The organism is Nocardia sputi (genome assembly GCF_023501985.1).
Genome location: NZ_JAMFLC010000018.1, coordinates 37,837 through 53,918, shown reverse-complemented (window position 1 = coordinate 53,918; position 16,082 = coordinate 37,837). Strand labels below are relative to the sequence as shown.

The window sequence follows — 16,082 nt, the reverse complement described above, 5'->3', positions numbered from 1 at the left end:
GCACACCGAGGTCAGGCGCGCTAGCTACAGTGTTGCCGTCCGTGTGTAATTCGGCGCACGCCGGTAGCGGGTGTCCCGCGAAGACACAGGAGGGCCGCGTTTGTTCGTGTTCGGTGATCGTGTCGTCTGCAGCACCGTCGATCTCGTACGCGCGGCGCACTGCGAGTTCGCGTTGCTGCGCGCTCTCGACGCCGAATTGGGCACCATCCCGGCCGAACCCGGAAACTTCGACCAGGCCCCCGAGCCGGGGACCGATGACCTACGGCAACGCCTTCTCGACGACTACCGCACGCGGTTCGGCGGCGCGGTGGCCGAGATCGACCGGCCGCCGGACGAACCGGGCGATCCGGGACGGCAAGTCGCGGCACTGACGGCCGCGCACACCGGCACGGTCGCCGCTCTGCGCTCCGGCGCGCACGTGGTGCGCAACGCGACCTTCTTCGACGGCCGCTTCCATTGCTCCGGCGACTTCCTGGTGCGGGCGGAACATCGGGTCCGCTACACGGTGCACGGCGTCGCGTCCACGACCGCCGACCGGGTAGGCGCCGCGCTCGAACTCGCCGCCTGCGCCGACGCTCTGGACCGCTCCGGCGCGCTCACCGCGCCGCTGGTCCGTTTGCATCTGGGCGAGGAGAGCAGCGCACGGGCGCTGAGCGACCTGCTTCCGCTGTATCGGGCGCGCAGGCGCCGGGTGGAGCGCATCGTGGACGAGAAGCTCGGCGAACTGCTGCCGGTGCAGTGGGGTGATCCCCGATATCTGGCCTGCGGCCGCTGCCGTGCCTGCGTCCCCGCGCTGTCGGCCGCGCGCGACCTGCTGCTCGTGGCCGGCATGCCGCCGGCGGCTCGGGCCCGGCTGCGCGAAGCGGGTGTGAACACCATCGATCGGCTGTCCACCACCGAGGTCACGGCGCCCGGTGTGTCGCCGCGCACCGTGTCCGCGCTGCGCAGGCAAGCGGAAATCCAACTGCGCCGGGAAGTTTCGGGTGAGCCCACGTACGCACTGCTCGACGCGGACGCGCTCGCGGCGCTGCCCACGCCCTCCCCCGGCGATCTCTCGCTCACCGTCGAGGGAGGCGGCGGCACTCCGCTCACCATCGAGGTCGGTGGGCCGGACACCGTGCATCTGTCGTTGCGCGGGCCGGTCGGCTCGAGCGGATCCGGGCGGGCCGCCGGCGAACGCCGCGTGCTCGAGCAGGTGCTGGACTATCTGACGCAGCGCCGCCGGATCTACCCGGACCTGCACGTCTACCACTACTCCGCAACCGTGCGGACGGCGCTGCTGCGCTGCACCGGACGGCACGGCGTCAACGAGGAACTCGTGGACGAGCTGCTGTGCGGAGGCGTGCTCGTCGATCTGTATCCGATCGTCCGCGGCGCGCTGCTCGTCGGCGAGTCGTCCTACCGTCTGAGCGGGCTGCGACGGCTGATTCCCGCCGCGACGGGTTCGGCCGCCGCCGAACACGACTGTCACACCGTGCTGCGGCTGCGCGATTGGCTGCTCGACCGCGCGGCCGAGCAGCGCATCGCCATCCGCCCGCCGGGCCGGACGGACACGTGGTGCACCGCGGCGGTCCCCGGCGAGCCCGAACCGGTCCCCTCGTCCCGGCCGTCGTCGCTGGAGGCTGCCCTCGCGGAATACGCTGCCGCGCAAGGTGATCCGCTGCATCCCGCCGCGCTGATGGCCGCAGCGCTCGGCTATCACCGCCGTGAGCGGCAGCCGCTGTGGTGGGCGCACGCCGACCGGCTCAGCCATCCGGTGGAGGAATGGGCTGACGCGCCGGGGGTTCTGGTCGCCGACTGGGGCACGGTCGACACCAAGTGGCACCGCCGCCCCGACCGCCCGACGATGCGGCGCTATCTGACCCTGACCGGCCGGATCGGAACCGGGCCCAGCGGCGCCCCCGGCCCGAGCGCCCTGACACCGGGCACCACCGTCTACACCTTCTACGACCGGCCGACAGCGGCAGGCATGGCCACCGGCGCGGGTCGGCGGGCCACCGCGAAGGCGACGGTGCTCGGCTGCTCGGTGGACACCGAATTCGACGACACCGTCCGGCTGGAGGAATTGCTGCCCGCGGGCTGCGAGCCCTACGACGAACTGCCCTCCGCGATCGCGCCCGGCCTCCCGGCCTGGGACGAGAATGCCGAAGCGGCCATCGAACTCGCGGCGCAGCAGTTGCTGATGACCTTGCCGGAGACGCCGCGCGCGGCCGTCTTCGACATCCTCGCGCGCCGCCCGCCCCGGCTTCTCGGCGACGTCCGCTTGCCCGAGGTGCACGGGGACTACGCCGCGGCGATCACCGCCGCGCTGTGCGCCCTCGACCACTCCTACGTCGCGGTGCAGGGCCCGTCGGGCACCGGGAAGACCGCGACCGCCGCCCGGGTGCTGGAGCGGCTGATCTCTCGCAACAAATGGCGGATCGGCATCGTCGCGCGAGAACCATCGATCGTGGAGAACCTGCTCGACGCGATCGTGCGGGCGGGCGTGCTGCCGGAACTGGTCGCCAAGAAGGACGCGGCGACCCTCGCCCCGGAGTGGGTCGTGATCGACGCCGCCCGCTATCCGCGATTCCTGGACAACGCGATCAGCGGTTGCGTCCTCGGCGGCGACCCGGCCGATTTCGCGAACGAGGATTTGGTGCCCCACATCTCCCTCGACCTGCTCGTGGTCGCCGACGCGGGCCGCTTCCCGCTGGCCGAGACCGTGTCCGTCGCGGCGTGCGCGCGCAACCTGTTGCTGCTCGGCGACCCGGCGCCGTCGGCCGCTCGCGGCGTCCACCCGGCCCCGGTCGGTGACTCCGTGCTCGGCTGGCTCGCCGAGGGACGCCAAACCTTGCCCGCCGAGCGCGGCTATTTCCTCGACCGCACCTGGCGGATGCATCCCGCGGTGTGCGACCCCGTCTCCCGCCTGTATTACGACGGCCGCCTGCGCGCCAACGAGACCGTCACGCTGGCCCGGCGTCTGGACGGCGAGGAGCCCGGCGTCCAGACCGTCCTGGTGGAGCATTACGGCAACGCCACCGAGTCACCGGCGGAGGCACGCGAAGTGGTGCGCCGCGTCCGCGCGCTGCTCGGCATGTCCTGGACGATCGGAGCGACCACCCGCAGGCTGCACCCGCACGACATCTTCGTGGTCGCGCCGTACGCCGCTCAGGTCGGGCGCATCCGCACCCTGCTGGCCCGCGCGAAAATCGAGGACGTCCTGGTGGGCACGCCGGATCGGTTCCGCGGCCGGGAGGCGGCGGTGGTGCTGCTGTCGATGGCCACCTCCAGTCCCGCCGACGCTCCCTACGGCATGCCGTCGCTGTTGTCGCGCAGCTCGAGCCACGTGCTGTGCCGCGCAATGTGGAAGGCGATCGTCATCCGCTCCCCGCTGCTCACCGAGTACCTGCCCGGCACCCCGGACGAGCTCACCGATCTCGCGGCGTTCCTACGGCTGGCCGACGCGGGTCAGCCGAAGCAGACGCCCTCGCCCCGATAGGTCGGCACCGCGACTCGGGAGCCGTCCCCGTCGACCAGGTGCACCGTCTCGAACCGCTCGCACAGTTCACCGGCCTTCGCGTGCCGGAACCACACCCGGTCGCCGATCCGGAGTTCCGCGGCGCCCGACAGCGGGGTCTGTACTTCGCCCGCGCCCTCGGTGCCGAGCAGCTTCACCGTGCGCGGCCACACCGGTTTGGGCACCCGCGACTGCCCGGCGGGGCCGGAAGCGATGTAGCCGCCCGCGAAGACGGTGGCGATACCGGGAGCGGGCCGTCGCAGCACGGGCGTGGCGAAATACAGCGCGGGCCTGGGGGTGAACGACCGGTAGTGGTCGAACAGCGTCGGCACGTACAGCCCGGATCCCGCGGTCACCTCGGTGACGTCCGGATCCGCGACGCTGACCTCGATCGACCCGCTGCCCCCGCTGTTGACGATCTGGAGCAGGCCGGTCACCGAGCGGACCGCGTCGAGCACTTCGGCCCGGCGCTTGCGGATCTCCCCCGCGGAAGCGCGCTTCACCAAACGCACCGCGACATTCGAGTCCGGCAGCCCGGCGATCTGCGCCTCGTAGGTCATCACGCCCACCACGTCGAAGCCACGCCGCAGTGCCTCGCTCGCCAGGCTCGCCGCCTGTAGCGCAGTGCGGACCGGGGAACGGCGCACGCCCAGATGCAGCGGGCCGATGCGCAGGGAAGCGTCCACGTCCAGGCATACCCGGGGCCGCACCCGGTCGGTGCCGACGGCCGAACGGATCAGATCGAGTTGCGCGGCGTCGTCGATCATCAGCGTGATCGAGCGCAGCAGAATGTCGTCGGCCGCCAGTTCCGCCAGTGCCGCACGGTCCACGCTCGGGTAGCCGAGCAGGACATCGCGCGCACCGTGGCGCACCAGCCACAGGGCCTCACGCAGGGAGTAGGACATGATGCCCGCGAAGCCGCCCGCGGCGGTGAGGTCGGCGCCGAGGACTTCGGCGAGGACGGCGCGGCAGCGCACGGATTTGCTGGCCACGCGCACCGGAGTGCCCGCAGCTCGACGCACCAGGTCGGCGGCGTTCGCACGCAGGGTGGACAGGTCGAGGGCGGCCAGCGGCGGGTCCAGTTCCGCGGTGGCCGCGTGCAGCCCCGCGATCGGCGACGTCTCGGTCACCAGGACAACTCAACCACCAAACTGGTCAAACGTCCAGTATTTCGGTTCAGAGTTCCGTGGCCTTGGCGGCCAGTCCGCTCACCATCTCATCGAGCACCACCAGCATGGTCTCGTCATTGCAATCGGCCAGCCAGCGCAAGACTGTGCCCTGGACGATCGAGACGACGTTGCACGCGATCGCCTCCACCGGTTCCAGCCACTGCGTTCCCGAACGCTCGGCGCACAACCGCAGGAACGCGGTGACCTCCGCGTCCTTGTCGCGGTAGAACTCCGTCGCGATCGGGTCCGGGAAGCAGTCACGCTCGCCGTTCCACCGCGCGCGCAACGCCTGCAGCGTCATCTCATAGGACTTGATCTGCTTGTCCGGAGTGGCCTTCACCAGCGGCCAGTAGGCACTGACCCCGGCATGCAGCAGCACCCGCAGCGCGCGCAGACCCCGGTAATCGAGCGTGGCCGCCGCGGCCTCGACAGCCTCGGTGACAGCCGGCCGTAGCCGGATTTCTGTTATTACTTCTCCTCGTGCGCTCAACGACGACTCCCTCGGCGAAAGAACTCGCGCACCTCCGACGGCGCGACTCGCTGAACAGGGCGGGCAACATCGGGAAACACCTGGGCTGCCCGGTCCAACGATCACCAATGGTAGAGCGTTTCCGGGGTTTGAGAACGGCTTCGATGGGTATTTCCGGACTGAAAGAATGTTTTGTTACCCAACCGGGATCGGGCTGCGATCAGGCCGTATCACCCTAAAATCCCGCTATGACGGTGGATCTCGGCGCCACCCGACGCTCGGCAGACCGTGGACTACGGTACGGTTCGAGCCGCGGGCTGCCCAAATTCTGTGGCGAATGCCACATCTTAATCAGGCGAATCGGGCACGCTTACCGTGGGGGGTTCGATCCGCTATCGACACCTTTTCGTTCCGCGAGACCGATAGCCTGGATCGGTGACTCTCTCGCCCCCCGCCGATCAGTACTTTCTCTCCGGCACGTTCAACTTCCGCGACACCGGCGGGCTGCGCACCGACGACGGCGCCAAGGTTCGTCCCGGCGTCCTGCTGCGCTCGGCCCAGCTGAGCGGACTCGACGAGGCAGGCCACGCCGCGCTGCGTGAACTGGGCGTCAGCGACGTGCACGACCTGCGCGGACAGCGCGAGATCGACCACATGGGCGCAGACCTGCTGCCCACGGACGTCCGGCTGACCGTCACCCCGTTCGACTCGCGTATGGCCGAGGCGCCGCCGCACGAGGCGACCGCGCAGACGGCCTATACGCACATGCTCGAGGTCTACCGGATGTTCCCGGCACTGCCCGAGGCGCACGCCGCCATCGCCTCGCTCGCGGAGTCCATCGTGCGCGGCGAAGGCGCCGTGCTGGTGCACTGCGCGGCGGGCAAGGACCGCACCGGCTGGGCCGTCGCGACGCTGCTGCGCGCGGTCGGTGTCACCGAGGCGGACATACAGGCCGACTACATGCTCAGCAACGGGGCCATCCCCGCGCTGCGCGCCATCATGACGACCAAACTGCTCGGCGGTGAGGAGATCTCGGTCGACCTGCTCGGCGTGCGCGAGGAGTACCTGGACATCGCCACCGCGTCGATGCGCGAGGCGCACGGCGACCTGCACGGTTATCTCGCGACCGTCGGGCTGACGCCCGCGCTGCTCGCGCGGCTGCGCGAACGAATGCTCGAGTGAGAGCGGATCACTCGACCGGCGCCGCTTCCTTGCGCACCAATCCGTCGGCGCCGATGGTCACCTGGTCGCCGGTGTGGAACCAGGTTCCGGTGAAGCGCGCCGCGGTCGTGGTGGGGTCGTTCCAGTAGCGCGGGGTGACATTCGGCCCGCGGCACAGCAGTTCACCGTGACCCGTCGTCGCCTTCGGGCCCCACAGCGCCAATTCCGTTCCGCCGAAGGGGAAACCGAGCACCGCGGCAGCCTCGGACGGGTCCACCGCCCGCTCGGCGTCGTCCACTGCCAGACCGATGCCGCTGGTCTCGGTCGCGCCCCACACCGACCATTGCCGAGCCGCGGGGAACACGCCACGCAGGCCGGCCGTGAGGTCGACCGGCGCGACCGGGGACGCGGAGCGATGGCCTGCTTTGCTGATCCGCGCGATGCCCTCGGTGCACAATCCCTCGGCGCGCAGTTCCACGAGTTCGGGCAACAGGTCCGCGAAAGTCCGCGGCGTCGCGCAGACCATGTCGATCCGCTCGGCGGTGATGGCTTCGGCCAAGCCGCGGGCGTCCCTGGTGAGCACCACGGTGCCGCCCACCGCGAAGGTCGGCAACAGCTGATCGACGCAGCCACTGGCGTGCGCCAACGGCAGCAGCACCAGGTTGCGCAAGCCGTCGGTCGGCAGATCCAGCGCCGCGACCACCGAGCGCACGGCGGAGAGCAGATTCTCGTTGGTCAACTCCACGCCCTTGGGCGCGCAGGTTCCGCTGGTGTAGCACAGCAGCGCCAGGTCGCCCAGCGCCGCACCGTCATCGATGTAGGCGGCCCCGTCGGGCAACTCGGTCTCGACGCTTGTGGGGCCGAGCACGAAATCCGCACGGCTGTCGACGATCACGCGCTCGGCCACGGCGTCGGGCAGCCTGTCGTGCACCAGCACCGGCACCGCGCCACTGAGCAAGGCGCCGAGAAACGCCTGCACCCAGCGAGCGCCCGAGGGCATGCGGATGACCACCCGGTCGCCGTACCCGATGCCGTGCTCCTGCAGGCCGCCCGCGATGCGGGAGGCGGAGTGCCACAGCTCACGGTAGGTCAGGCGCGGGCCGCCGACCTCCACCACGGCTTCGCGAGTGCCGAAGGCGTGCACCTGTAGATCGAGCAGTTCGGTCAGCGCGGGTGTGAGGTTTCCGTAGCGCAGCACCCCGTCGGCGCCCCGGGCTAGCGGGTTGTCCCAGGCGTGCGGGCTGGTGAGGGGATATTCGACGAGCAACTGCGACATTCGTCCTCCGCATGCCTCGAGGTATCAGGCACTGCGACTATATGACGCATGTCACAACTTCGCTGGAATAGGCGATGAACGTGTCCCAGCTGTCACCGCCCCGCGTAGCGCGCCTTCCCCGGACCGGTCTCGAGGAAGCTGCGCACACCGCCCTTCAGGTCCTCGGTGTCGAACAGCGCGCCGGACACTTCGGGCGTCACCGAATCCGCATGTGCCACACCGCCCGAACGCCACGCCTCGATGATCTTCTTGGTCGCCCCGTGAGCCTTCGTCGGGCCCTCGGCCAGCCGGTGGGTCAGCGCTCGCGCCGCGGTGTCGAGGTCGTCGTGCACGGCGTTCACCACCCCCCACTCGGCCATGGTCGCCGCGTCGTAGAGGTCGCCGGTCATCACGAACTCGCGAGCCCGACCCGAGCCCGCTCGTTCGGCCAGGCGCTGCGGGCCACCCATCGACGGGGTCAGCCCGACCACGATCTCCACCAACCCGAACTTCGCCTTCGGCGCCGCGAGCAGGATGTCGCAGGCGAGCGCGATCTCGAAGGCGGCGGTCAGGGTCAGCCCGTGCGCGGCGAATACCACCGGGCACGGCAGCGCCTCCAGCGGATGGATGATCCGCGCGAACAGGGTGCGCCACAAATCGGCTCCCTGCTCCGGTGTCAGACCGTCGAAGACGTGCACGTCGACGCCGCCGGAGACCACCTTGCCCTCGGCGCGCAGCAGCACCGTGCGCGGCGGCCGCGCCGACAGCTCGGCGATATCCGAGGTCAGCGCGTCCAGCATCGCCCGATCGAAGAGGTTGAGCGGCGGATGGGCGAGGGTGAGGGTCGCCACCTCCGCGCCGCCGTCGGTGAACTCGCGCTCCAGGCGCGTGGCCTTCGTGTCACTCATCCGGTCAGCGTACGAGGTCGATCTGGAAGACTGTCCTTGTGACCAAGTCGGCCAGCGCAAGCGGTTCCTACGTCGAGCCCGGCGAGTTCAAGAGGGACACGAACTACATCACCACCCGCATCACGGCCGACGGCCGCGACGGCTACCCGGTCGAGCCGGGACGCTACCGGCTCGTCGCGGCGCGCGCCTGCCCGTGGGCCAACCGCACGCTGATCGTGCGGCGTCTGCTCGGGCTCGAACCGGTGCTCTCGCTGGGCCTGTGCGGTCCGACGCACGACAAGCTCAGTTGGACCTTCGACTTGGACCCCGGTGGCGTCGACCCGGTACTCGGCATACCCCGGCTGCGCGACGCCTACCTGGCGCGCTTCCCGGACTACCCCCGGGGCATCACGGTGCCCGCCATCGTCGACGTGCCGACGGGGCAGGTCGTCACGAACGACTACGCGCAGATCACGCTCGACTTCTCCACCGAGTGGACCGATCACCACCGGCCCGGCGCACCCCGGCTGTACCCCGAACCGCTGCGCGCGGAGATCGACGAGGTCAACCTCGCGGTGTTTCGCGATGTCAACAACGGCGTCTACCGCTGCGGGTTCGCCGGCGCGCAGGACGCCTACGACGCCGCCTACGACCGGCTCTTCCGCCGCCTGGACTGGCTGTCGGAACGCCTTGCCACACAACGCTATCTGGTCGGCGACACGATCACCGAGGCCGATGTGCGGCTGTTCACCACGCTGGTCCGCTTCGACGCGGTGTACCACGGGCACTTCAAGTGCAATCGGTCCAAGCTGGCCGAGATGCCGGTGCTGTGGGCGTACGCGCGCGATCTGTACCAGACTCCCGGTTTCGGCGACACGATCGACTTCGGGCAGATCAAGACGCACTACTACGTGGTGCACCGCGACATCAACCCGACCGGCATCGTTCCCAAGGGCCCGGACCTGGAGAACTGGCAGACCCCGCACGGCCGGGAAACACTCGGCGGCAGGCCCTTCGGCGACGGAACCCCGCCGCCCCCTCCGCCGTCGGCCGAACGCGTGCCCGCGGTCCACACCCCCGCGTAGCCGGTCATAACTCGGGCAGCCGCCGGTGGAACCGATCCGGCTGGGTACTTCGTTGTCATGACGAGCTGACGGCAACCGGTGCCATACAGTTCTACCCAGCAGACCGGAAGAGGAGGATGCCGCCGATGCTCAAAGGCGCGTTCGAGAAGACGGTGGTCGAACTGCTCGACACCGGGTCCCGCCTGCAGGCCCCCGCGGTCGCCAAGTACGTGGACCGAATCCGCCGCTCCCACCCCGAGGAGAGTCCCGCGCAGATCATCGAGCGGTTGGAGAAGCAGTACCTGCTCGCGGTGACCGGCAGCGGCAGCGCCGTCGGCGCGACCGCGGCGTTCCCCGGCGTCGGCACCGTCGCGGCCATCGCCGCGGTCAGCGCCGAGACCACCTTCTTCATGGAGGCTTCGGCGGTCTTCACCCTGGCGGTGGCCTCGGTGCACGGCATATCGCCGGAAGATCAGGAACAGCGCAGGGCACTCGTGCTGGCCGTCGTGCTCGGCGAGAGCGGCATGCAGATCGTGCAGAAGAGCGTCGGCACCTCGGCGAAGAACTGGGGCACGGCCTTCGCCAACCGGATTCCCGGCCTGTCGAGCATGAACGATTCGCTGCTGAAGCGGTTCATCGTCCGGTTCATCACCAAGCGCGCCGCGCTGATGGCGGGCAAAGTGCTACCCGCGGGCATCGGCGCCGTGATCGGTGGTGCGGGCAACCGCGCGCTCGGCAAGGCCACGATCAACAACGCGCGCAAGGCATTCGGGACGGCGCCGACCACCTGGCCCGCCGACCGGCACATGGTCATCGACGCCGATCCGCTCACCGCGATCGACCCGGCGAAGCCGCGACCCCCGGCCACGCCACGATGAGCGGGGCGCGGCCGATCGCGTTCGCGGTCCGGGGATTGACCAAGCAGTACGACTTGGCGACCGCCGTGACGGACGTCAGCTTCACCGTGCCCGCCGGCGCCGTCGCCGCGCTGGTGGGTCCGCGCGGCGCGGGTAAGACCACGATCGTGCGGGCGCTGCTCGGGCTGCTCGTCCCCACCGCCGGATCGGCGTCCGTCGGCGGCCCCGGCTCCCGGCGGGACGCCGCGGGCTCGGCGAGTGTGATCGGCGGCGTCCTCGCCCCACGTGGGTTGCATCCGGTCCGTACCGCACGAGACCACCTATGGATCTACGCCGCCGCGGCGGGAGTCCTCGACAGCCGCGTGACGGACGTCCTGGAGCTGGTCGGCTTGGACGAGCACGCGGCGACGAAGATCGGCGCTCTGTCGATCGGGCAGCAGACCAGGCTGGCCCTGGCCACGGCGCTGCTCGGCGACCCACCGCTGCTGGCGCTCGACGAGCCGATGGAGGGGCTCGACACCGCCGAACGCGGCTGGCTGCACGATTTCCTGCGCAAGCACGCCCGCCGCGGCGGCAGTGTCCTGCTCACCAGCGAGAGCCTCGGCGCCGTTCTGCCGGGCGCGGACCAGCTGATCGTGCTGAGCCAGGGTGCGGTGGTCTACCAGGGCACCCCGGCGCGGTTGCGGCGCGGGCATCCGGACCGACTGGTCGTCGCGGCCTCCACTCCCATCGCGCTGGCCACCATGCTCGCGGCGCAGGGATTCACCGACGCGGTGATCCGGCCGGACGGTCGCCTCGCCGTCGCCGAGGCGAGCGAAGCGCAGATCCGGGCGGCGGCGCTCTCGGCGCAGGTGCGGATCGACAGCATCGTTCCCGACCCGATTCATCCCGATCGCGTACTCGCGTCCTTGACCAGAGCCACGGCCGCGCCCGCTCCGCAGTATCCGGGTCTCGCGACGCCCGGATTCCAGCAACCCTCGCCGATGCCTTACGGGATTCCACGATGATCACCATCCTGCCCGCGGACCTGGTGCCGAACGTCAATTCCGAGGTCCGCAAGCTCGTCACGATGCCGCGCGGCCCGATCCTGGCCGGGGCGCTGGTCGCGGTGGCGCTGCTGGCGAGTATCGCCTCGGCGGCCCTGGCCGGACCGCCGAATCCGCGCGGCGAGCCGGCCACCGGCGCGTCGACCATCGGGCTGTACATCGGCCTCGCCATGGTCGTGCTGGCGGCCACGGTCTTCGGCGCGGTGGCCGCCGGGTCGGAGTACCGGTACCACAGCATGGCGGTGACCGCGCTGTTCACCGCCGACCGCGACCGGCTCGCCGCAGCGAAATTCCTGGTCATCGGATGCTGTGCGCTGGCGGCCGCGGTGGCGGTGGAATTGGTCTCCCTCGGCGCGCTGTTCGGCGTCGGACGGGGCAAGGTCGCCGTCACCGGGGAGTTGTTCGCGGTGCTCGGCGGTGGACTGCTCGCCGCGGTCTGCTGGTCGCTGATCGGCGCGAGCGCGGGCATCCTGCTGCGCTCCTCGACTCGGGCAGTGACCTCACTGCTCGGCTGGATCCTGCTCGCGGAACCCTTGATCTGGCTGATCGCGCGCGGTCTCGGCATCCCGGGCGTGGTCACCGTGCTGCCCGTCTCCGCCACCGTCGGCACCGTGGCCGTCGGCTCCTATCCCGACAGTGATTTCCTCGCGCCCACCCCTGCCGCCGTCGTGGTCCTGCTCCTGTGGACCATCGGGCTGGGCGCCGCGAGCTGGTGGAGCCTGCGCACCCGCGACCTGTGACCCGAAAGCCCAGCCGGGAACAACGGGCTGTCGGTCGGTGTCGGTACCGTCGATGACGAACGCGGTACGACAGAGGGGGCGAACAGGCGACGTGGACGGGGGACGCAGACCGGGATGGATCCGCAGGCTGTGGGCCGAATGCCTGCCGCACCGCGCGGTGCTGGCCGGCCTCGGGGCGGCGGTGCTCGGCGGAGCGGTCATCGAGACCGCGGGACCGTTGCTGACCAAACGCGCCATCGACGCGGCGGGGATCGGTGACACGGGGGCCATCAGCGCCGTCGCGGGCCTGCTCCTGATACTGGCCGTGAGCCGGTCCGCGGCCGGATTCGGGCGGCGCTGGCTGGCCGGGCGGCTCTCCCTGGACGTACAGCACGCGCTGCGGGTGAACCTGCTGGGCTCCCTGCAGCGGCTGGACGGCGTCAAGCAGGACACCCTGCGCACCGGCCAGGTGGTGTCGCGATCCATCACCGATCTCCAATTGGTCCAAGGCCTGATGGCGATGGTGCCGCTGTCGGGTATGGCGTTGCTGGAATTCGGTCTCGCCGCCGCGGTGATGATCTGGCTGTCCCCTCCGCTCGCCGCGGTCGCGCTGCTGGTGGTGCCCGCCATCGGCCTGGTGGTCTATCGCATGCGACCGCGCCTGCACGCGGCCACCTGGTCCGCGCAGCAACGCGCCGCCGATCTCGCCCAGCACGTCGAGGAGACGGTCACCGGGGTGCGGGTGGTCAAAGGCTTCGGCCAGGAAGCGCGGATGGTCGACCAGCTGGAGCGGCACGGCCGCGAGCTGTTCGCGGAGCGAATGCGCGCCGCGCGGATCGACACCCGATTCGCACCGACCGTCGCGACGATTCCCCAGATCGGGATGGTCGCGGTCATCGCGATCGGCGGGTTGCTCGCGCTGCACGGCAGCATCGGCATCGGCACCTTCGTCGCGTTCGCCGCCTACGTCGCCGTGATGACCGGCACCGCGCGCATCCTCTCCTCGGTGATCGTCATGGCTCAGCTCACCAGGGCAGCGGCCGAGCGGGTGTTCCAAGTGATCGACACCGCGCCGGTCATCGCCGACCCCGATCGCCCGGTCGAGCTGCCGGACGGACCGCTCGGCATCGAGATCGACGCGGTGAGCTTCGGTTTCGATCCCGACCGGCCCGTTCTGCGCGAACTGGACCTGCGGGTGCGGCCCGGCGAGACGGTGGCGGTCATCGGCCCGGCGGGCTCGGGCAAGTCCACGCTCGCCCTGCTGCTCCCCCGGTTCTACGCGCCCGACTCGGGCAGCATCCGCCTGTTCACCGACGACGTCCCCGCGTACGCGGCCTCGCGAGCCGACACCGCCGACGCGTTCACCGGCGCCCACGAGAGTTCGCGCGCCACAACCCGCACCGCCGAGACCGTCGGCGTCGACATCGCCGACATGCGCGCCGCCGACCTGCGCGCCGCCATCGGCGTCGTCTTCGACGATCCTTTCCTGTTCTCCGACACGATCGCGGCCAATATCGCGCTCGGGCGACCGGACGCGACCGACGAGGAGATCAGGCAGGCGGCCGTCCAGGCGGCGGCCGACGAATTCATCGCCGAATTGCCGGACGGCTACGACACGGTGGTGGGCGAACGCGGTCTCACGCTCTCCGGCGGCCAACGCCAGCGCATCGCGCTGGCCAGGACATTGCTGGCGCGTCCGCGCATCCTGGTGCTCGACGACGCCACCTCGGCGGTGGACGCGGTCACCGAGGCCGCGATCTTGGAAGCGCTGCCCGGCGACGGCCGACGGACCACGGTGATCCTCGCGCATCGGGAGTCGACGCTCGCCCACGCCGACCGGGTTATCCGGTTATCCGCTCCCGCCGCGCACCCCACTCCCGAGCCGGAGGCGATCGCAGTCTCGAACGGCCGGGCCGGCGATGGTCCCGCCGGTCGTCGCTTCGGCGCCGCGGCGGCCGACATCAGCGAGACGGCCGAACTGCGCCGGATCATCGAGGCGCTGCCACCCGCCACCGAGCAACCGGCCCAGGACGCGCGGCGCTTGCGCGAGCCGGATCCGCGTTTCCGGCTGACCCGCCTGCTGCGTCCCGTCCGCAGGCTGGTGCTCACGGTGATGGCGCTGCTGGCCGCGGACGCGGCGATCGCGATCGCCTTCCCGCCGCTGGTGCGTTACGCGATCGACGGCGGCGTGCTGGACGACGACGCCGCCGCGCTGGTCCGCGCGACGCTGCTCGGCGCGGTACTGGTCACCGCGGGCTGGGCGGTCGCAGCGGCCACCACCTTGCTCACCGCGCGCACCGGGGAGCGGGTGCTGTTCGCCCTGCGGGTCCGCAGCTTCGCACACCTGCAACGGCTCGGTCTGGACTACTACGAACGCGAGCTGTCCGGACGGATCATGACCCGGATGACCACCGACGTCGACGCGCTGTCGACCTTCCTGCAGACCGGCGTCGCCACCAGCCTGGTGGGCCTGCTGACGCTGGTCGGCATCACGGTCGCGTTGCTGGTGATCGATGTCTCGCTGGCCATCGCCGTGCTGGCGACGGTGCCCGCCCTCGTGGTCGCGACCGTGCTGTTCCGGCGGGTGTCATCCACCGCGTACACCGTCTCGCGGGAGCATGTGTCGGCGGTCAACGCCGACTTCCAGGAGAACGTGACGGGTTTGCGCGCGGTGCAGGCCAATCGGCACGAGCCGCGCGCCGCCCGTCGCTTCGCCGAGTATTCACAGCGGTATCGCAACAGCCGGCTGCGTGCCCAACGGGCGATCGCGTCGTACTTCGCGTTCGTCGTCGGATGGGCGGACGTGGCATTGGCGGTGGTGGTGTTCTTCGGCGCGCGCGAGGTCGCCACCGGCGCGACCAGCGCGGGCACCCTCGTCGCGTTCGTGCTGTATCTACAGCTGCTGTTCGTGCCGATCCTGCAGCTGTCCCAGGTCTTCGACAGTTACCAGCAGGCCAGGGTCGGCCTGCGCCGGATCGGGGACCTGCTGCGCACGCCGTCCTCGATCGCCGCCGATCCGGCCCACCCGGTGCCGATCGCCGCGGGACTGCGCGGTGACGTGGGCTTCGACGATGTCCGTTTCCACTACGCGGGCAGTCGTGTCCCGGCGCTGGACGGAGTCTCGCTGCGCATCCCGGCCGGTTCCACCCTGGCTCTGGTCGGGCCGACCGGCGCGGGCAAATCGACCGTCGTCAAGTTGCTGGCGCGGCTCTACGACCTGCCACGGGAGCCCGGCGGGCATCCCGGGAAGCCGGGCAATCTCGCCGTACCGGACCCGCTGGGTCCCGCGATGGCGAAAAACAGAGCCTCGGTGATCGCGAGTGACCACGGCGCGATCCGCGTGGACGGCGCCGACGTCCGCGACTACCGCCTCGCCGACTACCGCTCCCGGCTGGGCATCGTCCCGCAAGAAGCTCACCTGTTCACCGGGGACGTGGCGAGCAACATTGCATTCGGGAAACCATCCGCGACCCCCGAGGAGATCACCGCCGCGGCCGCCGCGGTGGGTGCGACGGAGATGATCGCCGCCCTCCCGCTCGGGCTGAACCAGCCGGTCGGCGAGCGAGGCCGCGGCCTGTCGGCGGGGCAGCGGCAGCTGATCGCGCTGGCCCGCGCGGAACTGGTCGCTCCGGACTTGCTGCTGCTCGACGAGGCCACCGCGACGCTCGACCCGGACACCGAGGCATCGGTGCTGGCAGCGAGCCGATCGCTGAGCCGGGACCGGACCACGGTGATCGTCGCGCACCGGCTCGGCACGGCCGCGCGGGCCGACCGGATCGCCGTGGTCGACCACGGGCGGATCGTGGAATTCGGCTGCCACGCGGAGTTGCTCGAGGCGGGTGGACCGTATGCCCGGCTCTGGGCAGCGGCGCAGTCGTCGGAGGGAATATTCTCGGGTGACGCCGGGTCATCACCAATAGGGTCGGGGGTGTCGGGTGGTCAGTGAATCCGCCGAT

General features: G+C 70.7%; 11 protein-coding genes. 7 read left to right on the top strand and 4 right to left on the bottom strand.

The window, feature by feature from the left end:
- Positions 1-106 precede the first annotated feature (106 nt).
- Positions 107-3,481: an AAA domain-containing protein gene (locus tag M8859_RS23095; protein WP_249644846.1), complete on the top strand. Its 3,375-nt coding sequence runs from the start codon at positions 107-109 to the stop codon at positions 3,479-3,481.
- Here the strand turns inward: M8859_RS23095 and M8859_RS23090 are convergent.
- Together M8859_RS23090 and M8859_RS23085 are read right to left on the bottom strand one after the other, a co-directional pair.
- Positions 3,451-4,629: an amino acid deaminase/aldolase gene (locus tag M8859_RS23090; RefSeq protein WP_159920478.1), complete on the bottom strand. Its 1,179-nt coding sequence runs from the start codon at positions 4,627-4,629 to the stop codon at positions 3,451-3,453. The genes M8859_RS23095 and M8859_RS23090 overlap by 31 nt on opposite strands.
- 46 nt (positions 4,630-4,675) lie before the next feature.
- Entirely contained in the window at positions 4,676-5,158 is a 483-nt protein-coding gene (locus tag M8859_RS23085) for a TetR family transcriptional regulator (protein WP_159920476.1), read from the bottom strand.
- Between the two features lie 414 nt (positions 5,159-5,572).
- On the opposite strand from M8859_RS23085, the gene M8859_RS23080 reads away from it, so the two are divergent.
- Complete coding sequence (locus tag M8859_RS23080; protein ID WP_195140943.1) at positions 5,573-6,319, top strand: tyrosine-protein phosphatase; 747 nt, start codon at positions 5,573-5,575, stop codon at positions 6,317-6,319.
- Positions 6,320-6,326: 7 nt separating this feature from the next.
- Here M8859_RS23080 and M8859_RS23075 read toward each other — a convergent pair whose 3' ends face one another.
- Together M8859_RS23075 and M8859_RS23070 are read right to left on the bottom strand one after the other, a co-directional pair.
- Positions 6,327-7,574: a class I adenylate-forming enzyme family protein gene (locus M8859_RS23075; RefSeq protein WP_249644807.1), complete on the bottom strand. Its 1,248-nt coding sequence runs from the start codon at positions 7,572-7,574 to the stop codon at positions 6,327-6,329.
- Positions 7,575-7,666: 92 nt separating this feature from the next.
- Positions 7,667-8,461, bottom strand: a complete 795-nt coding sequence (locus tag M8859_RS23070; protein WP_159920470.1) for an enoyl-CoA hydratase/isomerase family protein — start codon at positions 8,459-8,461, stop codon at positions 7,667-7,669.
- Between the two features lie 38 nt (positions 8,462-8,499).
- On the opposite strand from M8859_RS23070, the gene M8859_RS23065 reads away from it, so the two are divergent.
- The 5 genes from M8859_RS23065 to M8859_RS23045 all read left to right on the top strand — a co-directional run bounded on the left by M8859_RS23065 (position 8,500) and on the right by M8859_RS23045 (position 16,072).
- A complete protein-coding gene (locus M8859_RS23065; protein ID WP_159920468.1) occupies positions 8,500-9,525 on the top strand; it encodes a glutathione S-transferase family protein in 1,026 nt (341 codons plus the stop codon).
- A 125-nt stretch (positions 9,526-9,650) separates the two neighbouring features.
- Positions 9,651-10,382 (top strand): hypothetical protein, encoded by a 732-nt coding sequence (locus tag M8859_RS23060; protein ID WP_159920466.1) that lies wholly within the window; start codon positions 9,651-9,653, stop codon positions 10,380-10,382.
- Positions 10,379-11,368: an ABC transporter ATP-binding protein gene (locus M8859_RS23055; RefSeq protein WP_159920464.1), complete on the top strand. Its 990-nt coding sequence runs from the start codon at positions 10,379-10,381 to the stop codon at positions 11,366-11,368. The genes M8859_RS23060 and M8859_RS23055 overlap by 4 nt, the downstream gene beginning before the upstream one ends.
- A complete protein-coding gene (locus M8859_RS23050) occupies positions 11,365-12,147 on the top strand; it encodes an ABC transporter permease (protein WP_159920462.1) in 783 nt (260 codons plus the stop codon). The genes M8859_RS23055 and M8859_RS23050 overlap by 4 nt, the downstream gene beginning before the upstream one ends.
- A 52-nt stretch (positions 12,148-12,199) precedes the next feature.
- Positions 12,200-16,072 (top strand): ABC transporter ATP-binding protein, encoded by a 3,873-nt coding sequence (locus tag M8859_RS23045; protein WP_249644806.1) that lies wholly within the window; start codon positions 12,200-12,202, stop codon positions 16,070-16,072.
- Positions 16,073-16,082 lie beyond the last annotated feature (10 nt).